The sequence below is a fragment of the Paenibacillus sp. FSL M7-0134 genome, from assembly GCF_038007865.1.
In the GTDB taxonomy this organism is placed as follows: Bacteria; Bacillota; Bacilli; order Paenibacillales; family Paenibacillaceae; genus Paenibacillus; species Paenibacillus polymyxa_B.
The window spans coordinates 1,409,066-1,434,102 of sequence record NZ_JBBOXV010000002.1 but is presented as its reverse complement, the minus strand read 5'-3'; the positions used below and the strand labels follow the sequence as shown (position 1 = coordinate 1,434,102).

At 45.8% G+C, this 25,037-nt stretch carries 23 protein-coding genes and 2 tRNA genes; 5 read left to right on the top strand and 20 right to left on the bottom strand.

What is annotated here, in order from left to right; genetic code table 11:
* Window positions 1–165: 165 nt before the first annotated feature.
* Both NSQ58_RS22140 and lpdA read right to left on the bottom strand, forming a co-directional pair.
* A complete protein-coding gene (locus NSQ58_RS22140) occupies window positions 166–2,148 on the bottom strand; it encodes an AraC family transcriptional regulator (protein WP_341058201.1) in 1,983 nt (660 codons plus the stop codon).
* Between the two features lie 121 nt (window positions 2,149–2,269).
* Window positions 2,270–3,655: a dihydrolipoyl dehydrogenase gene (lpdA, locus tag NSQ58_RS22135; protein ID WP_053325104.1), complete on the bottom strand. Its 1,386-nt coding sequence runs from the start codon at window positions 3,653–3,655 to the stop codon at window positions 2,270–2,272.
* 196 nt (window positions 3,656–3,851) lie between these two features.
* Between lpdA and NSQ58_RS22130 the strand changes: the two genes are divergently transcribed.
* Window positions 3,852–4,418, top strand: a complete 567-nt coding sequence (locus NSQ58_RS22130; RefSeq protein WP_023987933.1) for a TetR/AcrR family transcriptional regulator — start codon at window positions 3,852–3,854, stop codon at window positions 4,416–4,418.
* A 143-nt stretch (window positions 4,419–4,561) separates the two neighbouring features.
* Here NSQ58_RS22130 and NSQ58_RS22125 read toward each other — a convergent pair whose 3' ends face one another.
* Window positions 4,562–5,440 (bottom strand): radical SAM/SPASM domain-containing protein, encoded by an 879-nt coding sequence (locus tag NSQ58_RS22125; RefSeq protein ID WP_025719701.1) that lies wholly within the window; start codon window positions 5,438–5,440, stop codon window positions 4,562–4,564.
* 229 nt (window positions 5,441–5,669) lie between these two features.
* Between NSQ58_RS22125 and NSQ58_RS22120 the strand changes: the two genes are divergently transcribed.
* From NSQ58_RS22120 to NSQ58_RS22110, 3 genes are read left to right on the top strand one after another with little or no spacing between them, the layout of a single operon-like run.
* Entirely contained in the window at window positions 5,670–6,425 is a 756-nt protein-coding gene (locus NSQ58_RS22120; RefSeq protein WP_023987931.1) for a helix-turn-helix domain-containing protein, read from the top strand.
* 17 nt (window positions 6,426–6,442) lie between these two features.
* Window positions 6,443–7,093, top strand: coding sequence for a GNAT family N-acetyltransferase (locus NSQ58_RS22115; protein WP_023987930.1), 651 nt, complete (start codon window positions 6,443–6,445; stop codon window positions 7,091–7,093).
* Window positions 7,090–8,094, top strand: a complete 1,005-nt coding sequence (locus NSQ58_RS22110) for an alpha/beta hydrolase family protein (protein WP_264453952.1) — start codon at window positions 7,090–7,092, stop codon at window positions 8,092–8,094. The genes NSQ58_RS22115 and NSQ58_RS22110 overlap by 4 nt, the downstream gene beginning before the upstream one ends.
* Window positions 8,095–8,238: 144 nt before the next feature.
* Here the strand turns inward: NSQ58_RS22110 and NSQ58_RS22105 are convergent.
* The 3 genes from NSQ58_RS22105 to nrdR all read right to left on the bottom strand — a co-directional run bounded on the left by NSQ58_RS22105 (window position 8,239) and on the right by nrdR (window position 8,997).
* Window positions 8,239–8,311, bottom strand: a tRNA-Lys gene (locus tag NSQ58_RS22105).
* A gap of 12 nt (window positions 8,312–8,323) precedes the next feature.
* Window positions 8,324–8,399: transfer RNA gene (locus tag NSQ58_RS22100), tRNA-Ala, on the bottom strand.
* A 130-nt stretch (window positions 8,400–8,529) separates the two neighbouring features.
* Complete coding sequence (nrdR, locus tag NSQ58_RS22095; protein WP_013309614.1) at window positions 8,530–8,997, bottom strand: transcriptional regulator NrdR; 468 nt, start codon at window positions 8,995–8,997, stop codon at window positions 8,530–8,532.
* Window positions 8,998–9,102: 105 nt separating this feature from the next.
* Here nrdR and NSQ58_RS22090 point away from each other — a divergent pair, with 105 nt between their 5' ends.
* Window positions 9,103–9,327 carry an alpha/beta-type small acid-soluble spore protein gene (locus tag NSQ58_RS22090; protein ID WP_013309613.1) on the top strand — a complete coding sequence of 75 codons (225 nt, stop codon included), beginning with the start codon at window positions 9,103–9,105 and terminating at the stop codon, window positions 9,325–9,327.
* A 119-nt stretch (window positions 9,328–9,446) separates the two neighbouring features.
* Here the strand turns inward: NSQ58_RS22090 and NSQ58_RS22085 are convergent, their stop codons facing one another.
* From NSQ58_RS22085 to icd, 14 genes are all read right to left on the bottom strand, one after another.
* Entirely contained in the window at window positions 9,447–10,010 is a 564-nt protein-coding gene (locus NSQ58_RS22085; protein WP_023987928.1) for a lytic transglycosylase domain-containing protein, read from the bottom strand.
* Window positions 10,007–10,603 (bottom strand): dephospho-CoA kinase, encoded by a 597-nt coding sequence (gene coaE / locus NSQ58_RS22080; protein ID WP_023987927.1) that lies wholly within the window; start codon window positions 10,601–10,603, stop codon window positions 10,007–10,009. The genes NSQ58_RS22085 and coaE overlap by 4 nt, the downstream gene beginning before the upstream one ends.
* 11 nt (window positions 10,604–10,614) lie before the next feature.
* Window positions 10,615–11,406 (bottom strand): MntP/YtaF family protein, encoded by a 792-nt coding sequence (locus NSQ58_RS22075; RefSeq protein WP_075154009.1) that lies wholly within the window; start codon window positions 11,404–11,406, stop codon window positions 10,615–10,617.
* A 111-nt stretch (window positions 11,407–11,517) separates the two neighbouring features.
* Window positions 11,518–12,348 (bottom strand): DNA-formamidopyrimidine glycosylase, encoded by an 831-nt coding sequence (mutM, locus tag NSQ58_RS22070; RefSeq protein ID WP_023987925.1) that lies wholly within the window; start codon window positions 12,346–12,348, stop codon window positions 11,518–11,520.
* Window positions 12,349–12,419: 71 nt separating this feature from the next.
* Window positions 12,420–15,074, bottom strand: coding sequence for a DNA polymerase I (gene polA, locus NSQ58_RS22065; protein ID WP_053325101.1), 2,655 nt, complete (start codon window positions 15,072–15,074; stop codon window positions 12,420–12,422).
* A gap of 177 nt (window positions 15,075–15,251) precedes the next feature.
* Window positions 15,252–15,911, bottom strand: coding sequence for a phosphate signaling complex protein PhoU (phoU, locus tag NSQ58_RS22060; RefSeq protein WP_023987923.1), 660 nt, complete (start codon window positions 15,909–15,911; stop codon window positions 15,252–15,254).
* A 39-nt stretch (window positions 15,912–15,950) separates the two neighbouring features.
* Window positions 15,951–16,709: a phosphate ABC transporter ATP-binding protein PstB gene (gene pstB, locus NSQ58_RS22055; protein WP_341058199.1), complete on the bottom strand. Its 759-nt coding sequence runs from the start codon at window positions 16,707–16,709 to the stop codon at window positions 15,951–15,953.
* Window positions 16,710–16,836: 127 nt separating this feature from the next.
* Window positions 16,837–17,961, bottom strand: a complete 1,125-nt coding sequence (locus NSQ58_RS22050; protein WP_023987921.1) for a methyl-accepting chemotaxis protein — start codon at window positions 17,959–17,961, stop codon at window positions 16,837–16,839.
* A gap of 158 nt (window positions 17,962–18,119) precedes the next feature.
* Window positions 18,120–18,851 carry a response regulator transcription factor gene (locus NSQ58_RS22045; protein WP_013309604.1) on the bottom strand — a complete coding sequence of 244 codons (732 nt, stop codon included), beginning with the start codon at window positions 18,849–18,851 and terminating at the stop codon, window positions 18,120–18,122.
* Window positions 18,852–18,979: 128 nt separating this feature from the next.
* A complete protein-coding gene (gene pnpS, locus NSQ58_RS22040; protein ID WP_028542891.1) occupies window positions 18,980–20,782 on the bottom strand; it encodes a two-component system histidine kinase PnpS in 1,803 nt (600 codons plus the stop codon).
* A 120-nt stretch (window positions 20,783–20,902) separates the two neighbouring features.
* Window positions 20,903–21,772, bottom strand: coding sequence for an SDR family oxidoreductase (locus tag NSQ58_RS22035; RefSeq protein ID WP_023987919.1), 870 nt, complete (start codon window positions 21,770–21,772; stop codon window positions 20,903–20,905).
* Window positions 21,773–21,980: 208 nt separating this feature from the next.
* Window positions 21,981–22,397, bottom strand: coding sequence for a hypothetical protein (locus NSQ58_RS22030; RefSeq protein WP_023987918.1), 417 nt, complete (start codon window positions 22,395–22,397; stop codon window positions 21,981–21,983).
* A 305-nt stretch (window positions 22,398–22,702) separates the two neighbouring features.
* Window positions 22,703–23,644: a malate dehydrogenase gene (gene mdh, locus NSQ58_RS22025; protein WP_023987917.1), complete on the bottom strand. Its 942-nt coding sequence runs from the start codon at window positions 23,642–23,644 to the stop codon at window positions 22,703–22,705.
* Window positions 23,645–23,660: 16 nt separating this feature from the next.
* Complete coding sequence (gene icd / locus NSQ58_RS22020) at window positions 23,661–24,956, bottom strand: NADP-dependent isocitrate dehydrogenase (RefSeq protein WP_023987916.1); 1,296 nt, start codon at window positions 24,954–24,956, stop codon at window positions 23,661–23,663.
* Between the last annotated feature and the right edge of the window lie 81 nt (window positions 24,957–25,037).

Here is a 25,037-nt window from a genome sequence, read left to right as displayed (position 1 = left end):
GGCGTGGTGACGACTACAATAAGCGACTGAGGTGAGTGCCTCTGTTGAATTACGACAAAAAAACTGCTAAACACAGAGGTTTACCCTCGTTTTAGCAGTTTTTTTGTCTATGAATCAAGTGTTTCATCGGTAACGTATTTTCGATTTTTATAGCTGTATTCAGCTTTATTTTTTGTAGGCTAATAAGAGATTAACTATGGTATCCAATTGAAGCTCCAATGAATAAGGGTCTTCCATCACAAACTCATCCCCTTTATCGCTAAATGAACCGTACATATAAACCTGTCCTTTTTTTACAGCCGGAAGGCCTTTCCATAGCTCACTATGCAGAATCTGATTAGCCCCTTCATCTTCTGAACCGTATACAAAGATGTGATCTCCCATATACTCGGGTAAAACTTCAAGCGAAATATTTTCAAATCCTTCTTTCATGTTCAATGCCTTTTTGGTAGGTGGCAGCTTTAGCATCTGATAAATGGTCGGACTTCCGTAATTGCCGCCTTTTGCTGCCAAAACATATATCGATTTATTGGCGACTTGTACAATTGAAACCGTCTCTCCGTCTTTAACGATACCTTGAATTTTCGTTCTGGCCTCTGCAGCTTTCTTCTCATATTCAGTAATCCACTGCTCGGCTTCTTTCTGCTTGCCAAAGATTTCGCTAATTCTGCGGAATTTATCCAGCGGTCCCGCTGTAGATTCGCCTTCCCAATACGGCAGGAACACAGTCGTTCCTACCTTTTGGTAGCTGTCGATGTTCTTTTCGATTGAACCGATAATTAAATCCGGTTGCAGAACGGTCAGTTCCTCCAAATCCATAGGAAATTCACCGAGATCCTTGATTCCGGCCAATTTCTCTTTGGGATATCCCGATTGATCAATCCAAGCCTCATTCAGCATAAAGCTTCTGACCCCCACCGGAATAATCCCCAGCTTCAAAAGATGACCCATATACTGATCCGATGCCACTCGTTTCGGGTTTGCAGGTACTTCCACATCGCCTTTTAATGTCTTAACCGTTCTTGTCTGTGCTTGCACTGCCGCTTGTCCATCGCTGTTGGATGATGTCGCTGTATGATTAGCCTTCGTTTGCGAGCTTCCATTTGTATTCGTCGGAGCCGAGCAAGCTCCCAGCATCAATGATAAACACAGCATAATCATCATGGCCGTTATTTTGACTCTTCCGTGCATAAACAAATCTCCTTCCGCGTTATACCGATATTGATAATCAATATCAGTATAACGTGCGAAAGATGTCCGCTGAAGGGCATATTTAAGCATCGTTTGGGGCATATCCTGATCTTGCTTCTGAGCATGATGCTCCCGTTCCTTTTTGAATCGTACGGGAGATAGTCCCTTATATTTCTTGAAGCTGCGACTTAAAGAATGGGCATCTGGATATCCCACACGCTCTGCGATCTCCTGCAAAGTGGCGTCTGTCTGCATTAGCAGTTCTGCCGCTCGATCTGCTCTTACTTGGCCCAAGTAATGAATCGGACTGGTATGCATTTTATTTTTGAACAACCTGGATAAATGTCCAATACTGCATTCTAGCTCCTCTGCAATGGCCTCAAGTGCCATAGGCCGACTAAAATGCTCACGAATATAGGCTACAGCCTGCGATACCAGGTCGGGCTTAAGAGGCTCAATGCCCTGCCGATACAACTGCTGCATCAACTCATATACAAATTGTTGAAATAAGGCTTTGACATGCAGTTTGCCAAGTCCGGAAGCTTCACGCCATTCTTGCTCCAACAGCTTCACTTTATCGTACAGGGGCAGTGGGTAATGAGGTGCGAAAGCATACTGGTTCTGAAAAGGATTTTCCTTTTCCAGCAATTGTGCAATCTCTTTGCGGCTAGGCAGGGCCAACGTTGCCTTGTACAAAATGATGTAATATTCAAGCACCTCTTCCGCCAGGATACTCAGGCACATTCCTTTTCCGCCATGCAGTACATGGAAACGCTCTACCCTGTGAAAACTGTTATCCAACCGTACCCGTGCGTTTCCACGAACGGTATACAAGAACGCACTGGCAGGAAGTAAGTAGGTTCGTAGCTCCTCCCCTTCTTCGATCTTCTTATGACGAACATCCATCACCTGTATAAAAACATGATTCCACAGCAAAATGTGATCATTCAACTTCATTGCTTTTGTTCAGCCCCCGATCCAAACCATCCACGTACCTGCTCAAACTCATATTCAAACTATAATATATTATAGTTGATAATTATTCTCACAGGCAATGAAGTGATTTCATACGGAGCCTCTACTTTGGACGGTCCATTTTTCTGACCGCATTCTCCGCAGCCTCCATGATTACTTCTCCCAATGTAGGATGGGGATGAATGGTTAGAGCTAAGTCTTCTACGGTTGCTCCCATCTCGATAGCCAGAGCAAGCTCGGAAATGAGTGTTGAAGCTTCGACGCCGACGATTTGCGCCCCCAGTACGATCCCCGACCCCTGCTTTGCTACGATTTTGATGTACCCCTCTGCTGCCCTTAGCGCCAATGCTCTGCCGTTAATTGCAAAGGAAGCTCTGCCAATGACAATCGGTAAGGCTTTTTCCTTTGCTTCTGTTTCACTTAGGCCAACACTAGCCAGCTCTGGTTCAGAAAAGACAACCAGCGGCATGGCTTTATAATCCACTTTAGCAGCTTGACCTGCAATCGCTTCTGCCGCAATCTTCGCTTCATAGGAAGCCTTATGGGCAAGGGCTGGACCCTCCGTAATATCTCCAATGGCAAAAATATGCGGAATAGCCGTTCTACACTGCTCGTCTGTCTCGATCAACCCCCTGCTCGTCAGTGGCAAGCCAATGTGCTCCAATCCTAATCTGCCATCCGTATTCGGTTTTCTGCCTACAGTAACTAATACAAACTCAGCGGTGACATGATGCTGCTCTTGATCTTTTGAATAATGCAGCGTAATAGTATCCGTATTATGCACGACTTTTTCGGCTATCGCCCCAGTTACGATGCTTGCACCATCTGTTTTCAATTGCTTAACAACAGGGGCCACAAGGTCCGTCTCAAATCCCGGCAGCACCCGTTCCCCTCCCTCCAGAATCATTACCTTTGTTCCAAATTTGGCATACATTTGTCCAAGCTCAACGCCAATATATCCACCACCTATCACGATCAGGCTGGACGGAACCGCTGGAAGCGAAAGCGCCTCTGTAGAGGACAAAATACGTCCGCCAAACGGAAATGCTTTCAGCTCGATTGGACGGGAGCCGGTTGCCAATATGGCATACTTAAAGGATATCGTTTGTTCCGCTCCATTTTGATTGATGATGGCTGTATGCCCATCAACCAAACTTGCCTCCCCTTCCAGAATGCTCACACCTGCCGTTTTCATTAAAAAGCCAACTCCGCCTGCCTGCTTATTCACAATCCCCTGTTTGAAAGCCTGAGCATTCACGAATGACATCGCTGCATCTGCCTGATTTACCTGCCTGAGTATCTCATAGCGATGTGCTTCGGCAATCAAAGCTTTGGATGGAATGCAGCCCACATTCGTGCACACTCCACCTAGCTGACTGCGTTCAACAATCGCCGTTTTCATTCCAAGCTGAGAAGAACGCAATGCTGCCACATAACCTCCTGGCCCTGATCCAATGACCAGTGTTTCTACAGATTCAAGCTTGCTCATAACTAATACCTCCTGTTAAAATGGCATGATTTAAAATATGATGACTATAATATATTATAGTCATCATATTTTAAAAGCGTCAATAGTCTTGATCAGCCTTTCTGAAGTTGTCGTTATAGGAAGACAAATTGACACGTTTTATTATGATGATTATAATATTTTGAAGTTAGCATTATAAACCCGTGGAGTGATTACAATGCCTTATCCAAAAGGCCATAAGATGAAAGTGCGGAGTAAGATCGTTGAAAGTGCTGCCCAAGCTTTCCGTGCCAACGGTATTCAAGATGTAAGTGTGCCCTTTATTATGAAAGGGGCAGGATTAACTCACGGCGGGTTTTATTCACACTTTGATAACAAAGAACAGCTAGTCGCCGAAGCCTGTCGCTATGCCGTCAGTGATACCCTCGCACTGCTTCAGGAGGCCGTTGACCAAGAAAAGCAAGATCCTAAAATTAATGTTGTCATCGATTACTATTTAAGCACCCATCACCGTGATCGAACAGAAATAGGCTGTATTATTCCTGCCCTTTCCGTAGAAATAGCCCGTTCTTCCGAAGAAATCCGGCAGATATTCACGCAGGAGTTGGAAAGAATGATTACGTTTATCTCCAATTTGGGGGGAATGGATCAGTCCAAGGGCAGTGCATTGTTCAGTAGTATGGTTGGTTCTCTTGTGCTTGCACGTTCTGTTAATGATCCTAAACTGAGTGACAGCCTTCTCTCGGCAGGCAAACAGTATGCCAAAGCGCTGGTTAATAGTTGAATGTAAGTATGTTTTACGTATGCAAAAAATCCGCTAAACACCAAGAAATCCTTGATGTTTAGCGGATTTTTCCTAAGAATCTAAACTCAAAACGGAGGTAACGATTTGTCAGAGATTCGAAGTCTCCACCTGCCAAATCTCCGTTATGTTCCAAATCGTTTGCGGTACCCGCATTTTCGGCATAACTCTTCTACCGCTTCTCTCTTAGAGAACCCGAAGTACAGACGGTTTGCACGCTCCCCTTCCACAATGTCGGAAAAAGATTGCTCATGCACGTTACCTAAATTAATGACACCTTCTCCATCCAGACAGCAAGGGACCACCGTTCCATCCACCAATACCGCCGCTTGGCTACGGAGTGCATGGCAAAAGCCTTTTCCGTCATCTTCGGGGGCACTGAGGCTCGGCCATTCAAATTCATGGTCTTGATTCAAATAAACGTTTGGTGCGATTTTGACCCCACTGCCTGGTATCACCTTTTCCTCAATCCGATAGTCCAGTCCAAATTCTTGCTCCAGTCGTTCAAGTGTTTCCCGGTTGCGCTGACGCTGCACATTAGTCAAATTATCTTCAGTCAAGTTCCAGAGACGGAACGAAATAATGACATTGTGTTTCACCGCTTCTCTTACAAACGTGAAAATATTACCCAAATATCCTTCTCGATCCACGGAGCCTTCATGCCCGTCAAAACTGTGGAGAGAGAAGTTCATCTGACGCAGCGCTGGTTGCCCAAGCAGCTTATGTCCGGTCTTCGGCAGCAAGGTACCATTGGTGGTTATATTGACCTTCAAGCCTTTCTCATGAGCACTTTCCAGCAAAAGATCAATTTTCGGATGGAGCAACGGCTCTCCTTTTACATGCAAATAGATGTAATCCGTATGTGGTTTGACCTGATCAAGCACATTTCGAAAGACTTCCGGATCAATAAATTTTTTGACACGCTGTGTTTGAGGACAAAAACTGCATGCGAGATTGCAAATGCTCGTTATCTCAATGTATACCTTTTTAAAAGTTTTCAACATGATTTCCCCATTCTAACCTTCATCCGGAGCATCTTGTTTATGCTCACTAATCTTATGATTATAACGGGTTATCACCGACAGGTAAACTCTCCAGTCTCCCCCTTGGTGTGGGCATCAAATGCTCGACACATACGCCTATCCAAGATTTGATTTGATATTTTCTATTGACCCTAGGTCTGACCTAAGGTTTATAGTGGAGTTATTCAACTATCAGTAAGGAGTCCTGTCATTGAAAGAACACATTACGATCAGCCAGCTTGCTCAGCTCATGAATGTATCTGTACATCAACTGCGATATTTTGAAGAAAAGGGAGTCCTGTATCCATCACATACAGAAGAAAATCAATATCGAATGTACGGGCTTCATGAGATTTATCAGCTTTCGCATATTTTATTATTACGCAAATTAAATGTCCCTGTCGGTCAGATTCAAGAATGTATGACTTCCTATGCTGCCGATGACTATAACCAGCTTTTAGAGCATTCGTTGCAGAAGGTACAGGCCGAAATAGCTAACTTGAAGATGCATGAACAGTTTATTCACAAAGTGTTAGAAGAACATAATAATCGGACCCAGCAGGACGATGAGTATCAGGTCAAACGATTAGCTCCCCGTCATTTAAAGCTATGGTTTGCATTGGAGAATGGTCAAGAGCTCACTGCCGGTAACCTATTTGAACACCGCCCTGCCCCACCTCGATTATTTGAAAATGACCTGCATTACTTGTCTGATGCTGGACAGGCGAAGCTATGTTATGAAACGGCGGATGTGGCTGACTATATTCTGGAAGAGGGCAACTATCTTTATAAGCATCTTTCCGTCATTGAAGAACCAGAGATTGATTATGAAATTAAACAAATGGAACGATATGTAGCTCATCACCAATATAACTGCCAAAGCAAGATTGTTCTAGTAGAAAAATCTTATCTTTCGATGTTCGACAACAACAAGCTGCAATACGAAATTCAGGTTAAAGTAGAATAAATCTTGGAGGGCGTTACATGAGTGCAAAATCCTTTGACATTGTTGCATACCAGAAACAAGACCATGAAGCTGTTTGCAGTCTTTTAGTCGAATCGTTTAAAGCAAAATTCCAATCTCTTGTTACACTGGAGGAGCAAGATATACAGAAGTTGTTAATGCAGGTTTGGGTTCAAAATCCTTATTCTTCATCTATGAAACAATTTGTAGCCAAAGAGAACGAAGATGTTGTCGGTGTTCTTTCCCTCAAATGGAAGGCCCCCTCCTCTTCACTTCCTGAAACAAATCCCATTTCTTTAGCTCCGCTCCTAAAACAGTTTGGTTGCTTCAATGTATTTAAATTTTTGACAGGTATGCATGCGCTGGAGTATACCCCCGCTGCAAATGAGTGTTACATTGATCATTTGGCGATTCGTTCAAGTAATCGTAACCAGGGAATAGGACGCCGTCTTCTAGCTTTCGCACAGCAATTTACGGTTGAATCTGGGTTTCATGCATTGACGCTTCATGTAGCGCATAAGAACCAAGGGGCTATCCGTTTGTATCACAAACTGGCGTTTGAAGTAGAACAATCCAAGTATAATGGGTTACGGCATTTTTGGTTCAAGGAGCCTGTATGGTATCTGATGAGTTGGAAAGAGAACCTGCATTCGAGGAGAGAGCATCGTTGAAAAAAACATTCAAGCTTACTTTTGGTATTGCGGCAACTCTGGCTGTTGCCTTGATACTAATTGTTCTATATCAAAATTCCTACAAGATGACAGAAGAAAAAATACAAATTAAGACACCTAAAGGGCTGTTAACAGGTACATTAGCTTTGCCTAAGAACTACTCGGGAAAGGTTGGATTGGTTGTTTTTGTCCATGGGGATGGTCCTATTAATGACACATATGATGATGGATACAAACCACTGTGGGAAAAGTTCGCTTCCAAGGGTTATGCCTCCCTGTCACTGAATAAGCCCGGTATTAACAGCGCTCCTGGCAATTGGCTCGACCAAAGCATGGAGGACCGCGCACAGGAGATCCGATATGCAATAGACTGGGCAAGAAGCTTACCGATGATTGATAAGCAAAAAATCGGCCTATGGGGAGCCAGTCAAGCAGGATGGGTCATTCCGAAGATCGTTAAAGAGGAGCATGATATTGCATTCAGCATCCTTGTATCGCCTGCCGTGAACTGGATTTCCCAAGGACAATTTAATACCAGAAAAGAAATGGAACAAGAAGGAGCTACTCCGCAAGAAATTCAAAAGACATTGAACTACGATCAAGAAGTTCTACAGTTACTGAAAAAGCATGCTTCTTATGAAGAATATCTAGGCATAGCCGATCCTGACGATATGATTTCCAAAGAAAGATGGAGCTTTATAGGCAAAAATTTTCTGTCTGATTCCACCGAAGAATTAAGTCACTTCCATTCTCCTGTACTCTTGGTTCTGGCTGGCAAAGATATTAATGTTGATGTAAAGGATACCGAGCGAGTCTATCGCCAGAAAATACCTCCAGAACTGCTGTCCGTGATTCATTTACCTGAAGCCGACCATTCCATGATGGATGAAAAAATCGCGCGTTCAAAATCTCTAACTTTCTTAACAGCCGTATTCGCCCCAAGAAAATTGGTGAATGGTGAGTATCTCAAATCCCTTTCCGATTATGTCAGTCAGCGTTAAACAATGATGTTCTTTTTTGCCATACTTCTTTTGATATGCTAATGAAAAAATGCTAATGAAAACCCCATAACTGTTCTCGGTTAGACTGGGAATAGATCTATAAACAACAAAAAAACGGCATCTCTGCCGTTTTTTCTAAAAGGATGGACTCTCAGGGACTCGAACCCTGGACCAATTGATTAAGAGTCAACTGCTCTACCAACTGAGCTAAGAGTCCATAATAAAAGTTTGGTGGAGCCTAGGGGGATCGAACCCCTGACCTCATCGCTGCCAGCGATGCGCTCTCCCAGCTGAGCTAAGGCCCCATCATAAGTAAGTTAATCAACGTTTCAAGCGACTTCTATATCATATAAAATTTTTATTCCTGTGTCAATACTTTTATAAAAAAAATATAATCATCTTCCCACCTTGACCCAAGAAAGATACAGTCAGCGATCAGTCGCTGGCTGTATCTTTAGATAACAATGTTTTCAGTTCCTTCATAAACATATTGATGTCTTTAAACTGACGATAGACGGACGCAAAACGTACGTAGGCGACTTCATCCACTGGGTAAAGCTGTTCCATGACCAGCTCCCCGATCTGCTGACTATCGACTTCTGTGGCTGCTGTGTTGCGGATAGCGTTCTCCACCTGGGATACGATCATATCCAATTGCTCGACGGATACTGGGCGCTTCTCACAGGCTCGAATGAGACCGCGCAGCATTTTATCACGACTAAACTCTTCACGGCTGCCGTCTTTTTTGATGACCATGAGTGGGGTTTCCTCCACCATTTCAAAGGTGGTAAAACGCCTGGCACACTGCTCACATTCACGGCGGCGACGGATGGACTTGTTATCATTCGCAGGTCGCGAATCCAACACTTTTGTGCCATTGTAGGCACAATACGGACATTTCATAATCTCACCACTTTCTTTTTCCAATAAATTCCCGAAGATTTTTAGTAATAATTTTGTCAAAACGGATCATAATATGTTTACCACATCGCGAGGAGGTGAACAACAATGGCACAAGGAAACAATGGCAACTCCAACAATCTGGTAGTCAGCAGATCCTCCGGCGCTCTGGAGCAAATGAAATATGAGATCGCTCAAGAGCTGGGTATCAGCATTCCTCAAGATGGATACCAAGGTAACATGACTTCCTATGAGAACGGTTCGATCGGGGGCTACATCACAAAACGCCTCGTAACGATCGCCGAACAACAATTGGCAGGTCAATACCAATAATCGCGGTAATAATGCAGAAATAACAAGAAAAAGTGTATGGACGGGCTGCTAAAAACAGCCTGTCCTGCGCTTTTTTTCATTTTAAAGCGAAAAGGCTCATCATGTCATTAACTTGTCTTTTAAAAATCATTATAAATTTTCGTGTATTGCCTGTAGTAATAAATGACCCGCTGTACATAATGTCGTGTCTCACCAAAAGGGATTTGCTTAATGGACTCTTCTTTTCCATCCCACACTCCCTTATCGAGCCACTCTTGAACTTTACCCGGCCCTGCATTGTAAGCAGCTACGATTGCTACAGGATTATCCTGAAACTTCATGGATAGGTTATGCAAATACCAGGTTCCCAGCTCTATATTGGTACCAGGCTCGTGCTTGACACTGTCTAGCGGAACCTTTTGAATCTGGGCGCTGTCCATAATCCAATTTGCTGTATTCGGCATAATCTGCATCAACCCCAGTGCACCCTTATGCGATTGCTTACTGGTTTTAAAATTGGTTTCTACGCGGATAATAGACGCCACCAAAAATGGGTCCACTTCATACGTTTGTGAATACTGCCGAATCTCATCCTTATATTGAATCGGATAGAACCAGGACATCCAATTTGAATTGAGGAACAGAATCAGGACAAACCCGACAAACAAAGTGAGCAGGACTCTTTTCTTTCGCAAAATATTCATGCAAGTCCCTTCCGCTGCCAAAATTGATCAATTTGTCGTTTCGTCTCAGACTGTGTTCCGCTATTATCGATAACGATATCGGCCAAGTTTTTCTTTTGTTCAATATCCATTTGTGCGGACAGCCGAAGTCCAGCTTGTTCCTCCGTCAGACCGTCTCTGAGCATCAGACGCTGGAGCTGAATATCACGTGGTACGTACACAACCATAATTTCCTCGTACAAGCTCTCCAGCCCGGACTCGTACATTAACGGGATATCTGCCAAAACAAGCTTGTCCGGCTGTTCCCGTTCATATGCTTCCATACGCAGTCGCATTTCCTCACGAATAGCAGGATGTGTAATATCGTTAAGTGCCTGCCGCTGGGCAGGGTCTCCGAATACAATCTCACCCAGTTTTTTGCGGTGCAGGGTTCCGTCACTGTTCACTATAGCTTGTCCAAAATGCTGTATGACCGCCGCCAGCACCGGATGCCCCGGAAGCATCACTTCCCGGGCAATGGCATCTGCGTCGATCAGCAGCGCACCTTTGGCGACCAAAAGAGCCGACACGGTGCTTTTTCCGGTAGCAATACCTCCGGTTAATCCGATATTCATGCTCTTTCACCTCATAACAGCTTCAATATGCCCATCATAATCAGTAATAATGCCGGCAATACACCCAGCGCCTTCATAAATCGAAATGCTGATAGAAAGAAGCCTGCCTTCATCCCTGCAATCAAAAATGTTCCACTGAATAACGTAATAGCCAGCGCAGTAGACAGTGGCTGAAAACCAAGCATAGCTGCCCCTAATCCCGCTCCGAACGCATCGACCGATAATGCAATACCCAGCCAAACCGCTTCGGTAGCAGATATACTGCCAGAACGGTCCATATCCGCAGCAGACGGGCTTCGAAGAATCCGAATAACAAGTCCCCATTTGCGGAACTCCAGAGAAAATAGCGTTCGCTCCTGCTGCTCTACAGAAGCTTCTGCCGACAGATCTTTTCTTGAGCTAAGGAAAGCCTCTGTATCAGCATCCTCTATACTCTTCTTCTCTCCAAGAACAGATCTGCTCACTGGATCAGTCTGTTCTGTAAGAAGCAGCCCCCGAGAGGCCTCCGCTGAATCCTCTAGCGAATCCTCTTTGCGGTGCAGAGCTTGAAACAAAGAGTAACAGCCGATACAGATCAGGATGACAGCGCCGAAAACGGTCGTATATACAGGAGACAGGACACGAGATAGTAATGCGCCCAATTGCATGGATATGCCAATCACCAAACCTGAACATACGGAGATGATAGCAATCGACAACAGTGGAATTTTCATTTTGCGCAGACCATATGTAACACCGACTCCGAAACTGTCCAAACTTAGCGCAAATGCCAGTAACAGCAGGGCTCCCCAATGATTAGCCACTCCAATTCCCTCCCATTGCGAAGGCAGGGCCTTATAACAACCGAAACCCTCCGCAGTATTGGTACTTGGAACAATATATGAGAGGGATGGGCTTGGGGTGACTGTGCCTGTTTAGCGCAGAGGCTGGCAGACCGGACAATGATGTGTGCCACGTCCGGCTACGACAGATTTTTCGATCAATGTGCCACAGTTAATGCAAGGCTTCGCGTTACGTCCATAGATTTGCAATTGATGCTGGAAGTCGCCCGTTTTGCCCTGTCCATTAACGAACGATTTAATGGACGAGCCTCCAACCTGAATCGACGCACCCAGCGTGGAGACAATAGCTTCATGCAAGACATGAAATTGGCTATCCGTTAGGCTTTTGGCTGGCTGTGCTGGATGAATCCCCGCCTTAAACAACGATTCATCTACATAAATATTCCCAATGCCCACCACATATGACTGGTTTAACAGCGCTGCCTTGATCGAAGTCGAACGAGTTCCAACAGCGACACGCAGCATTTCGGGTGTAAAGGCCTCGTCCATCGGTTCCAAACCAAGCTTGTTCAGCGGCTTTTCCAGCAAATCCTGTCCTGCCGGAAATAAGTGCATCGTGCCAAACTGGCGCACATCCTGATAACGCAGCTCCGTACCATCTTTAAAATGAAAGATGACATGGGTATGCTTTTCCACAGGATCATGTTGCGAATACAATCCATATCGCCCTTCCATTCGAAGATGGGAGACCAACACCAGCCCGTCCAGCAAAATCCGCAGAAACTTTCCGCGTCTCTCCACCCCTGTAATCCGGTGATCGGCCAATTCCATCGCAAAAGCATGGATATCATCGGGCCGTTGAATGATCCGCGGTAAATTCACGGTGACATGATCTATATGTTTATCAACGATAAGCTCGTTTAGCGTTCGTTTAATTGTTTCTACTTCCGGTAATTCCGGCATGATGTCTTCACCTCACCCTATATTATAACGGAAGCAGCGTCAAATTGGGACTATCTACTCATTGAAATATCTTACTTGGCCTCATACCAATTGCTTCCATAGCTTACTTCGGCTTTGAGCGGCACAGCCAGCTTTAATGCAGCTTCCATGGTAGCCGGGACAAGCTCTTTCATCGTCTCCATTTCCTCAGGCGGAACCTCGAACACAAGCTCATCATGTACTTGGAGCAGCATTCTGCTGCGAAGATTACGTTCACGTAGCGCCTTATCCATCTGTACCATCGCCAACTTGATAATATCGGCAGCGGTACCTTGAATCGGCGTATTCATCGCTGTACGCTCAGCGAATGAACGCAGGTTGAAATTGCTGGCGTTAATCTCCGGCAAATAGCGTCTGCGTTCCAACAGCGTTTTTACGTAGCCGTCCCGCTTCGCATCCTTCACAATATCATCCATGTAACGGCGAACGCCTTGGAACACATCAAAATACTGGTCGATAAAGCGAGCCGCTTCCTTCCGTGTAATATTCAAATTTTGTGACAGACCATAATCACTGATTCCATAGACAATCCCAAAGTTGACTGCCTTCGCAGAACGCCGCATGTTGGAGTCCACATCTTCCGCTGCTACACCAAACACATCGGATGCGGTCTTGGTATGGATGTCCATATCGTGGACAAAGGCTTCCTTCAAACGTTCATCATCCGAAATATCAGCTAGCACCCGCAGCTCAATCTGTGAGTAGTCTGCCGCCAAAATAGACCAGCCCGGTTCGGACGGAACAAACACTTTGCGGATTTTACGACCCTCTTCAAGACGAATCGGAATGTTTTGCAAATTCGGAAATTGACTGCTCAAGCGTCCAGTTGCTGCAACCGTCTGCCGGAAATACGTATGCACCTTACCCGTTTTCTCCGAAATTTCTTTCAGCAATCCTTCGACATACGTCGATTGGAGTTTGGCAATAGTGCGGTACTGCAAAATATTTTGCACAATATCATGATAGGGGGCCAGCTTTTCCAATACCTCCGCATCGGTCGAGTACCCCGTTTTCGTCTTTTTAATGACAGGCAAACCCAGTTTATCAAACAAAATCTCACCCAGCTGTTTAGGTGAATTCAGATTGAACTCTACTCCGGCAATGCTGTAGATTTCACCCACCAACGTTGCAATCTGGGCTTCAAATTCTTTCCCCAAAGCGCGCAGTTCTTCTACGTTCACCAAGATGCCCTGCTTCTCCATATCCGCCAAAATGCGGGACAACGGCATCTCCAGCTCATGAAACAGCTTGTGCATTTCCGTTTTTTCCAGCTCCGCCTGCTGCACAGGCACCAAAGCTTCAATCACCGCTGCCTTACGCGCCACATGATCGGACAGTACATCCACGTCAGGGACTTTATATTTAGCTCCTTTGCCGAACACTTCTTCGTCTGGACGGATCGAAGACAAGCCATATTTGGCTGCCAATCCGCTCAATGTCTGGTTTGCATCGGTTGGGTCCAGCAAGTACCCTGCCAGTTGCACATCAAACTCGGCACCTGCAAACTCAATTCCATGCCAGTGTAAAGCCAAATCCGTTCGATGCAGATCATGACCGCGTTTTTTGCGTTCAGGGTCAGCAAGCCATGCGCGAATAGGTGTAGCTGCATCGCTTTGCAGTGCATCCAGTGTCATAAAAAATTGCTGTCCCGTTGCGGCAAATATCAGACCTACAATGTCAGCATGATGCGGATTATCACCATGCGTCTCAACATGCAGCACATCCACACGATCCAACACTTCTACCAATTCGCTAATCCGCTGCTCATCCAGCACTGTTACGTCAGCCTCGGCTTCCTCTACGTCTACCCCAGTACTTCCAACCTCACCTGAAAAGGATAAACGCTCCAGCAAGGACTTGAACTCCAGCTTCGCCAGAGCTGGCCCGGCCGTTTCTGCTTGCAGCCCGCCGAAGGCCACATCTTCCAGCTGCTTGTCCAACGTTACATCCCGATAAATGGTCGCCAAATCTTTGCTCATTCGCGCATCATCAGCATGTGTCTCTACACGTTCTTTCATTTTGCCCTTCAGCTCATTCGTGTGCGCCAGCACTTCTTCGACTGAACCGTATTGATGCAGCAGCTTGAGCGCTGTTTTTTCTCCCACGCCAGGAATACCAGGAATATTGTCCGACGTATCGCCCATCAGACCCTTAAGATCAATAATTTGCAGCGGCTTCAGGCCATATCGTTCCTGAATTTGCTCAGGTCCATACGTCTCCACCTCAGTAACCCCTTTGCGGGTCAAGCCGACTGTGACATGGTCTGAGGCCAATTGGAGCATATCCTTGTCCCCAGTCACGACCAGCACATTAAAACCGGCTTCGTCCGCTGTCTTGGACAGGGTGCCTATAATATCGTCCGCCTCATAGCCATCCAGTTCAAACTGGGCAATGCCGAAAGCGGTCAATAGCTCTTTCAGCAACGGAAATTGCTGAGACAGCTCTGGCGGTGTTTTCTCCCGTCCACCTTTGTAATCCTCGTATCCTTTATGGCGAAACGTTATTTTGCCGGCATCGAAGGCAACCAGAATATGTGTTGGTTTGTGCTCCTCCAAGAGCCGCAATAACATCGTCGTAAATCCGTACACCGCGTTCGTCTGCTGCCCGCTCGAATTCGTTAACGGTGGCATAGCAAAAAACGCCCGGTAAATGATACTGTTACCATCTATAAGCATGAGTTTATCCATTTAGCACCTCGCAAGTTCATCAATGCATTCGTAACGTTCTTACGTTTTACGCATTCCTCTTCCTATCTTAACATACAAGACTCCTTTTTCAGAAAAAAACGGCTGCTTCCTAACCAAATTTGCCTTTTGCTCAAAGACAAGTCTGGGTCAGAAACAACCGCTATATACCTGAAAGCTCTACTGGTTCAAATCTGGTCTCTCCCCTGTCACGAGATATACAGTACTTTCACCGATATTCGTAGCATGGTCACCAATTCGTTCAATGTATCGTCCTACAAGCAGTTGCAGCATGGCTTGTGAAGCCTCTGCCGGCTTTTCTACCATAAAGGCGTACAGATCGCTGATCATGTGGCTATACATGGAATCCACACGATCATCCTCTTTGGCCATTTTGTAGGCCAGATCTGTATTTTCATCCAAATAGGATTTGATCGCATCATCTATCATTTCTTTAACAATGGAAGCCATGTGCGGAATATCCACCAGAGGCTTAATGATCTGCTGCCCTTCCAAACGAAGTGTCACCTTGGCAATATCAAGTGCCAAATCGCCCATTCGTTCCAGATCACTGGAAATTTTAAATGCAACAATGATCCGGCGCAAATCCTTCGCTACCGGTTGCTGGGTAATAATGAGCTTGGAACCCATATCGAGAATATTCTCTTCCAGCGTATTGAGGGATGCATCATTTTTGACCACCTGCTGAGCCAATTCTATATTTTTGGTCTGCAAACATTCAATGGCCTGATCGAGCGCCTTCGAAACGTGTGCACCCATTTCGCGCAGTACGGCTCTCAGCTCATCTAACCCTTCATCAAAACCTTTTCTACGTATCATTTCGAAGTCACCCCTTCTGGCATATTCATCTGGTAGGCTTTAGCCAAATCGCCCTGAAATATAATCTTCTGTACGTGAATCTTGCGGCGTGGAAAACATCGTCTCTGTATCCGCCGCTTCCACCACAACACCATTTAAAAAGAACGCAGTTCGACCGGACACACGCGCTGCCTGATGCATGTTATGCGTCACCATGACGATGGTATATGTGTCTCGCAATTCCTGAACCAGTTCTTCAATTTTCATCGTGGAGATCGGATCTAGCGCAGATGTCGCCTCGTCCATAAGCAAAATATCTGGCTGTACAGCAAGCGCCCGGGCAATGCACAACCGCTGCTGTTGTCCACCGGACAAGCTCAGAGCTGAACGCTTCAGAAAGTCCTTGACCTCTTCCCAGAGTGCCGCCTGCCGCAGGCTTTGCTCGACCAATTCGTCCAACTTGTCCTTTTGCCGAACTCCATGCAGACGTGGGCCGTAGGCCACGTTATCATAAATCGATTTGGGAAATGGGTTAGGCTGTTGAAAAACCATTCCTACCTGCTTACGCAGAGTTTCTACTTCCATAGTTTCGCCGTATATATCCTGACCTGCGATACTCACGGTGCCTTCAATACGCGTTCCCGGTATCATGTCATTCATCCGGTTCAGCGTACGCAGCAGGGTCGATTTGCCGCAGCCGGACGGGCCGATAAAGGCAGTTACCGTTTTTTCAGGAATATCGAGGTTTATATGTTTCAGCGCGTGAAATTTCTCATAATATAAATTCAGCTTATCAATCCGGATTACGGAATCATTCATGGATTTATGATCTCCTTCGTGTTGCAGTTATGATCCTCAAGCATTGCACCTGATTTGCACAATATGAAGATTATATAAGCTGTGTGTAAATTTAGTGTGGTGGATTTGTTAACGGTATGTAAAATGATCAAGAACTTAGCATGAGTTCAAGCTCCTGTGCAATTTCGGCTGCATTCAAAGCCGCTTCCTCTGCGGAATGGGACATTTCGCTGTTTTTGGCTTCAATTTCATCGACAGCCTGCAATAGTTTGGCAAAAGTTTGTGTTCCAGCAGAAATATATTGAGAGCCTGTATGAATCTGCTGCATACTCGTATCCGTCAGTTCAGCAGTGTCACGCAGCATCTGCTCGATATGGGTGAGTAAGCCTGTAATCTGCGTGGAAAAAGCTTTCGTCTGGAGTGACATATTCCTCACCTCCTGAGACACAATCTGGAAGCCTCGTCCGTGTTCGCCAGCATGCGCCGCTTCAATGGACGCATTGATCGCCAGCAGTCCGCTTTGATCTGCCAGTGCACGAATGGATGAGGCCATGCCCGCAATGTCATTCAGCGATTGGGTCAACGCCGTCATCTGCTCATGCTGGCGCTTCATTTGCTCCGTGACCGCACGATAGGAGAGCAAAACATCCTCCAATTCTACTTTGCCACGGCGGGATAATTCACTCATTGAGCGGGTTAGCCGCACACTGTCATCGGCCTCTTTAGCTGCATCCAGCACAGTCAGCTGAATACGCTGGACTCCGTCATAGCTATGCCGAATCACATCGCCCCGCTCTTCGTCCGCTTCTCTTTGCATTCGCTGCACGACGGACAGGATATCACGAATCGTGAGTACGCCGAGTAATCGTGTGCCTTCCTTAATCAACACACAATCGTAAAAACGCTGTTCTTCACGCAACATCGCCAATTCCACAATGTCCGATGCCCGGCTTTTTAAATCCACAATTAATGTATCGGGGTCGGCAAATATGGCCGCAGGCTTGTCATAGAACAACGCCGCAGCAAATCTGCCCGTAAAATGGCGATTGTACGCATCTCTCATAATAATGCCCAGTGGAAGATCATTTTTATCCACAACAATAACACAAGGTATATCTTCCTGTGTTTTCATAAGTGCTAACAGTTCTTTACAAGACATGTCCGTACCAATGATCGGAACCTCCCGGCATGGCACATAGGTAGTAATCGGCTTGTATGCTTCACGTTCAATCACGGCAGTGGAACTCGGCTGGGTCTTTGGTTCCGTTATCATCGTTCTGAAGTCCCCTTTTTTTAACTACTTGGAGTGACGGGAACATCATATCGGTCATTTGTTGATTCTAGCGACTAGTTTTGTTAATGAAATGTAAAATCACGAAATGGACACAAAAGCGCCGGAAACTGCTTTGGACAAAGAAAAACGCTCCTCATTTATAATAAATGAGAAGCGCTTCTTTTTTTATTTACAACCAGCTTGTACCCCACTCCACGGATCGAATCAATATGAACCGAGTCGGGATCTAGCTCCAGCTTTTTACGTAAGGAACTGACGTGCACATCCACGGTCCGTTGACCGCCAATGTAGTCAAAACCCCAAACAGCATTCATCAGATCATCTCGGGTCAATACCACACCCGGCTTGCGGGACAAATAAAGAAGCACCTCAAATTCCTTTGGTCTGAGGCTGATGGACTGACCTCCAAGAATGACTTCATATTTTTCGGGGTAAATCTCCAGCTCGCCCAATTGAATTTTGGAGCTATCTTTCTGATCAGACAACACTCCTTCATCCCCGCCGGAAGTTCTTCGCAGCACAGCCGTCACGCGGGCCAACAGCTCAGAAACGCCAAAAGGCTTCGTGATGTAATCATCCGCACCCGACTTCAGCCCTTGAACAACCTCTGCTTCACCGTTTTTGGCCGTTAAAATAATGATAGGCGTCGTCAGCCCCTGATGGCGAAGTCTGCTCAGAATGTCCAGTCCGTTCATTCCCGGCAACATCAAATCCAGCAGGATCAAATCGTAGGACTCTCTGGAGGCTTTCTCAAACCCGGCACTGCCATGATCCTCCGTGTCCACTTCGAAGCCTTCTTGTATCAAATTGTAGGATAGCAATCTGGCAAGCGTTGGTTCATCCTCAATAACCAGCAAGCGTTGTCCCATAAATAACTTCATCTCCTGTTTACCTGTTAAAGGCGCATTGGTCAAAATCCTGAAACCTTTTCCATACTCATGCGACACCCGTTTATTTTATCACGGCATTGTTAACAGAATGTAAAAAATGTTCTAGTTCATTCTTCCTGTTGCAATAGTGGTAATTCAACTGTAAACGTGGTACCCAATCCAAGCTCACTTTCCACCGAAAGGGTGCCATGATGCAAATCGACCAAGTGTTTGACGATCGACAATCCCAGCCCCGTTCCGCCAGAGTTGCGCGAGCGTCCTTTGTCCACCCGGTAAAAGCGCTCAAAGATACGTGGCAGGTCCTTCTTCGGAATTCCAATACCTGTATCACTGACTGTAAATACGACCTTTTCCGTGTCATTCTCCCGCTGTATCGTTAGAACCTTAATCTTTACCTTGCCACCATCAAGTGTATAGTTGATGCCATTAGACAAAAGGTTCAAGAAAATCTGCTGAAGCTTATCTTCATCTGCCTCCATAAACAACTCATCCGGGATATCCATGTGTAGCGTAATTCTTTTTTTGGCCGCAACATTGTTCAGTTTTTCCAGCAATGAATCTATGAACGACGAAACGTGCACCGGCGAGCAATCCAGCGGAGAACGCTTGGATTCAATTTTGGATAGCTCCAGAATGTCACCGATCAGCCGATTCAATCGTTCGCTTTCATCATATATAATTTGCAAAAATGAGCGGGCCGTTTCTTCATCTTTAACCCCGCCACCGAGTAACGTCTCGGCAAAGCCCTTGACCGCGGCAATCGGTGTTTTTAGCTCATGAGAAACGTTAGCCACAAATTCACTCCGCATATTTTCCAACCGTCGAATGGCCGTAATATCCTGTAAAAGGAACAGCATCCCGCGGTATCCGCCTTCATCCTCATACATCGGGACACCGTCCAGCAACACGAGTCTCTCCTCGGGATTGTACAAATGAACCTCACCATGCAACCTCTCTCTGCTTTGTATGCTGCCCTCAATTAGCTTTGTGAGCTCATAGTGCTTTTTCAACTCATGATACGGCTTGTCCGTCACCCGTTTACCCACGACACCAAGCATTCGCTCAGACTCACGGTTTACAAGCGCAATACACTCACTTGCATCAATCATTAGAATTCCGCCTGTCATATTACTCATGACGCTCTGGAGTAGATCCTCATTGTCGCGTATCGTTTTCATTTGGTTTTGGAGACTGTCAGCCATACGATTAATGGCTTCACCCAGTTGCCCTACCTCATCCCGGCGCTGTACACCGACTCTTGCGTCATAATCCAGCCCTGATATGCGGTTGGCTACCCCTGTAATATGTTCAATGGGCGAGGTGAGGCTGCGAGCAATACGATAGCTCACCAGTCCAGCAGCAATAAACAGCAACACAAGACCAATCCCGATGGCCGTCCAGCCACGCCGTACTCCCTCCTCCACCGCTTTCAGGCTCATAGACAAACGGATATACCCATCAAAGCCCTTGTCCGATACAACAGGTTCAGCGACGTATAGCATGTTTCGTTGCAGAGTTTCGCTGTAGCGTATTGTCCGACCGATTCCTTCCGCCGTGGCTTGCCGTATTTCATCACGAGATGCGTGGTTTTCCATCTTACGAGGATCACTTAACGAATCGCCAACCACCGTCCCGTCCTTGCGAATGAAGGTCACCCGCGATTCCGTCAGACGAGCAATTTCTTTCGCCTTTTGAGAATAATAAGAGACATAATCCGTACTGGACAGGGCATCTGCATTAACAAAAGGGAATGTAGCCCGAAGAAGGTCAATCTCCCGTCCCATGTTCTCCTCTAGCACCTTCATATTCGAATTTTTAAAAATTTGTCCCATCGTGATTCCAGCAGCAAGGACAGATACGCCAATCAAAATCAGCATGATCAGGGTAAGCCTGAAACGAAACGATTTCATAAAATATGCCCATCCTTTATGTAGGTTAAGTCTCATTCTACAGGCTACTTTCATTATGTTCCACTGTGAAAAGAAAAAAAGGCCAGGGCATAACACGCCCCCAGCCTTTCCTTTATCCTCTTATCCGTTTATAACTTCACCGCCGTTGATATGAATAACCTGCCCGCTTACATATGAAGAATCGTCTGAAGCAAGGTACACATAGGCTGGCGCCAATTCTTCCGGCTGGCCCGGACGCTTCATTGGCTGTGCTCCTCCAAACTCGCTGACCGTCTTGGCATCAAATGTAGACGGGATTAACGGCGTCCAGATTGGCCCTGGTGCTACAGCGTTCACCCGAATACCTTGATCCGCCAAATTGAGTGAAAGGGAACGAGTAAAGGATGTGATTGCCCCTTTCGTCGATGAATAATCAATGAGTGTCTTGTTCCCAGCGTACGCGGTAATCGATGTTGTGTTGACGATAGTGCTTCCTTTCTTCAAATGCGGCAATGCTGCTTGCGTCAGGAAGAACATACCAAAAATATTCGTACGGAAAGTACGCTCCAACTGTTCTTTGGTAATATCCTCCAGCTTTTGCTGTGGATGCTGCTCTGCCGCATTGTTCACAACGATGTCGAGCTTGCCCAGCTCGTGAACCGTCTGTTGAACCGCTTTTTTGGCAAATTGGTCATCTCCGATATCGCCAGGAATCAACACACATTTGCGTCCCTCCTGCTCTACCTGACGTTTTGTTTCTTCCGCGTCCTTGTGTTCATTCAAGTAAATGATAGCTACGTCCGCACCTTCTTTGGCATACGTGACAGCTACAGCCCGTCCAATTCCACTGTCTCCACCAGTAATAAGTGCAACTTTACCTGTTAGCTTGCCAGCAGCTTTGTAAGTTGGTTTTTCAAACTGGGGTGCAGGCGACATTTTGGACTCAATCCCCGGTTGCTGGTCCTGATGCTGTGGGGGCAAGGTTTGCTGAGGTTGGTTACTTTTAGGCATTGTACATTCTCCCTTCAAAATCAGATATTTTTTAGGATGCAACATTTGCATCCACTCTACTCCTGATTTACCACACAAAGTTATTCGTTAAACGAAAAATGTAGTTATTTGAGCGCACAAAAAAACGACCTATGCTTATTCAGCACAGACCGTTTTTTCAATTTAGCATTTGTCATCATTCGATTACAGGCTCTCACCAAATGCATAATTAAATAATATGGCTGTATACCATTAAAAACGTAATTAAAATCAGGAAGACGGCAAGCAGCGTACTGAACATTCGCATTTTGCCAGCGTATTGCGTAATAGGCTGTTGGCTACGAATCGCTTCCAGCGACAGCCGTAACGGCTTACCCATGGCTCCCGCGATACCAGAAATGGCGAGAAACAACAGCAAAACGACAACGATCCATGCTACCGAATAAGAACCCCAGGGAAAAATCATATAGATACCGCTAACAAGCACAAGGATCAGTGCAAATTGAGCCAAACGGTTCAATAGCTGAACAGCCGATATCGTTCCCTCCTGCACGCTAGGAGCCAATTTGTCGATTTTGCCCACAACGAAGGGGAGCAATAAATAAAAACCCATTGCCAGTGATCCAATAATGTGAATAAAAAACATTCTTTACAACCTCCATTTCTTTGTTTTCTTACAAACTTTTTTTCCATAGAACGATCATATTCCAACGAATGACTACCATCTTTTCAGTGTTTTGGGACATGCTTTTCTATGTCAGGATTTTGCAAAATCCTCATGTAACTATCAATACATATGACTCTATTATACCGGGGAAGTGGGTCAAAGCAAAGGAATACAGAAGAAAACGAATAGATTACTTAAAAGTAAAAGAGGTGTCCAGCGGCCATGACTATGGCTTGGGGACACCTCTTCAAGTAAAAGTATACCGTCTTAGTAGAAAATTGAATCTATACGGTAACTATTTTAATCACACTGCGGACCGATTCGGCGGATTGATTGAGCGCTGCTTTTTCTTCGGCTGTCAATTCCAACTCGAACACTTTTTCGATGCCATTGCCGCCAAGAAGTGTCGGTACGCCAAGGAATAAATCCTGATAGCCGTACTCTCCCTCCAGGTAGGCAATGACCGGAATAATCCGTTTTTTATCTTTTACAATCGCTTCTGTCATTTGTGCAAGCGAAGCTGCCGGAGCATAATATGCGCTACCATTACCCAACAGATTAACGATCTCTCCGCCACCGCCGCGTGTACGTTGTACGATTGCTTCGATACGTTCCTGCGAAATCAGGGTTTCGATAGGTATACCTCCAACGCTGGAATAGCGTACCAGGGGCACCATATCATCACCGTGACCACCCATAACGAAGCCGCGCACGTCTTCGACAGAAACGTTCAGTTCTTGTGCAATAAAGGTACAATATCGCGCTGTATCCAGCACACCTGATTGGCCAATAACCCGATTTTTCGGGAACCCAAGCGTTTGATAGGCAGTATAGGTCATAGCATCTACCGGATTACTCAGAATAATGACGATAGAATCCGGCGCATACTTCTTCACGTTCTCACAAACGGATTTTACAATTCCTGCGTTCGTATTTACCAAATCATCACGGCTCATACCCGGCTTGCGTGCAATCCCGGCTGTAATAATGACGATATCCGAGTTAGCTGCATCCTCGTAATTGGAAGTGCCCGTGATCTGGCTGTCAAATCCCTGTACCGGACCGGCCTCCAAAATATCAAGCGCCTTGCCTTTGGTCGGATTCTCTAGTTGCGGAATATCGATGAGTACGATATCACCTAGCTCCTTTTGAGCCAGCAGCAATGCGGTAGTGGCACCGGTAAAACCGGCGCCAACAATGGATATTTTTTTACGTTGAATGGACAAGTGGTATTCCCCTTCCTTACAGGTTACTAATAATGGTATCTGCGAACTCGGAGCATTTCACTTGTGTAGCACCATCCATCAGACGAGCAAAGTCATAAGTTACAATCTTCTTATTAATGGACGTCTCCAGCCCTTTGTAAATCAGGTCAGCCGCTTCTTGCCAACCCAAGTGTTCAAGCAACATTACGCCCGACAGAATTACGGAACCAGGGTTCACTACGTCTTTGTCGGCGTATTTTGGAGCTGTACCATGTGTAGCTTCAAAGATAGCATGCCCTGTTACATAGTTAATGTTCGCACCTGGCGCAATACCAATTCCACCAACTTGGGCAGCAAGAGCATCGGACAGATAGTCCCCGTTCAGGTTGAGCGTAGCAATCACATCAAATTCAGAAGGACGAGTCAGTACTTGCTGAAGTGCAATATCAGCAATCGCATCCTTGATAATGATTTTGCCTGCATCTTCAGCTGCTTTTTGAGCTGCATTCGCCGCATCCTCACCGTCTTTTTCCTTGATTACATCATATTGGGCCCAAGTAAATACTTTATCTGCAAATTCTTCCTCAGCCACTTCATAACCCCAGTTTTTGAAGGCACCCTCGGTAAATTTCATAATGTTACCTTTGTGTACGAGCGTTACACTCTTGCGTCCGTGGTCAACAGCATACTGAATGGCAGCCCGCACCAGACGCTTTGAACCCTCGGAAGAAACTGGCTTAATGCCAATACCAGAGGTTTCAGGGAAACGGATTTTGTTCACACCCAGCTCTTGTTGGAGGAACTGAATAACCTTTTTCACGTCTTCAGACCCTTCAGCATACTCGATCCCCGCGTAAATATCTTCTGTGTTCTCACGGAAAATAACCATGTCTACCAATTCAGGACGTTTCACTGGAGAAGGAACACCGTTAAAATAACGAACAGGACGCAGACATACGTATAAATCCAGTTCTTGACGCAATGCCACATTCAACGAACGGATACCACCGCCAATAGGTGTCGTAAGTGGTCCTTTGATGGCTACAATATACTCACGGATGGCTTCCAAAGTATCGTTAGGGAGCCATTCGCCGTATGTATTGAAAGCTTTCTCACCAGCGAATACTTCATACCAGGCAATCTTTTTGCTGCCGTTATATGCTTTTTCTACAGCTGCGTCCAGTACGCGTTTGGAAGCTTTCCAGATGTCGCGACCCGTGCCGTCACCTTCGATAAACGGAATTACCGGATGGTTCGGAACCTGTAGTTGACCGTTATCAATCGTAATTTTTTCGCCTTCAGTTGGGAGCTCAAACTTTTCAAATTTCGCCATAAGTTCCTTTTCCTCCTCAGATATGAATGGGTACAGGACGAAAGACATGATCTTTATCACTGACAAAAACGTACATCTCTC

What these genes read in the sequence shown, in the direction of transcription:
- NSQ58_RS22140 (WP_341058201.1), bottom strand. Translation starts at nt 2,148, where the DNA reads ATGAAGTTGAATGATCACATTTTGCTGTGGAATCATGTTTTTATACAG.
- lpdA (WP_053325104.1), bottom strand. Translation starts at nt 3,655, where the DNA reads ATGAGCAAGCTTGAATCTGTAGAAACACTGGTCATTGGATCAGGGCCA.
- NSQ58_RS22130 (WP_023987933.1), top strand. Translation starts at nt 3,852, where the DNA reads ATGCCTTATCCAAAAGGCCATAAGATGAAAGTGCGGAGTAAGATCGTT.
- NSQ58_RS22125 (WP_025719701.1), bottom strand. Translation starts at nt 5,440, where the DNA reads ATGTTGAAAACTTTTAAAAAGGTATACATTGAGATAACGAGCATTTGC.
- NSQ58_RS22115 (WP_023987930.1), top strand. Translation starts at nt 6,443, where the DNA reads ATGAGTGCAAAATCCTTTGACATTGTTGCATACCAGAAACAAGACCAT.
- nrdR (WP_013309614.1), bottom strand. Translation starts at nt 8,997, where the DNA reads ATGAAATGTCCGTATTGTGCCTACAATGGCACAAAAGTGTTGGATTCG.
- NSQ58_RS22090 (WP_013309613.1), top strand. Translation starts at nt 9,103, where the DNA reads ATGGCACAAGGAAACAATGGCAACTCCAACAATCTGGTAGTCAGCAGA.
- NSQ58_RS22085 (WP_023987928.1), bottom strand. Translation starts at nt 10,010, where the DNA reads ATGAATATTTTGCGAAAGAAAAGAGTCCTGCTCACTTTGTTTGTCGGG.
- coaE (WP_023987927.1), bottom strand. Translation starts at nt 10,603, where the DNA reads ATGAATATCGGATTAACCGGAGGTATTGCTACCGGAAAAAGCACCGTG.
- mutM (WP_023987925.1), bottom strand. Translation starts at nt 12,348, where the DNA reads ATGCCGGAATTACCGGAAGTAGAAACAATTAAACGAACGCTAAACGAG.
- polA (WP_053325101.1), bottom strand. Translation starts at nt 15,074, where the DNA reads ATGGATAAACTCATGCTTATAGATGGTAACAGTATCATTTACCGGGCG.
- phoU (WP_023987923.1), bottom strand. Translation starts at nt 15,911, where the DNA reads ATGATACGTAGAAAAGGTTTTGATGAAGGGTTAGATGAGCTGAGAGCC.
- pstB (WP_341058199.1), bottom strand. Translation starts at nt 16,709, where the DNA reads ATGAATGATTCCGTAATCCGGATTGATAAGCTGAATTTATATTATGAG.
- NSQ58_RS22050 (WP_023987921.1), bottom strand. Translation starts at nt 17,961, where the DNA reads ATGATAACGGAACCAAAGACCCAGCCGAGTTCCACTGCCGTGATTGAA.
- NSQ58_RS22045 (WP_013309604.1), bottom strand. Translation starts at nt 18,851, where the DNA reads ATGGGACAACGCTTGCTGGTTATTGAGGATGAACCAACGCTTGCCAGA.
- pnpS (WP_028542891.1), bottom strand. Translation starts at nt 20,782, where the DNA reads ATGAAATCGTTTCGTTTCAGGCTTACCCTGATCATGCTGATTTTGATT.
- NSQ58_RS22035 (WP_023987919.1), bottom strand. Translation starts at nt 21,772, where the DNA reads ATGCCTAAAAGTAACCAACCTCAGCAAACCTTGCCCCCACAGCATCAG.
- NSQ58_RS22030 (WP_023987918.1), bottom strand. Translation starts at nt 22,397, where the DNA reads ATGTTTTTTATTCACATTATTGGATCACTGGCAATGGGTTTTTATTTA.
- icd (WP_023987916.1), bottom strand. Translation starts at nt 24,956, where the DNA reads ATGGCGAAATTTGAAAAGTTTGAGCTCCCAACTGAAGGCGAAAAAATT.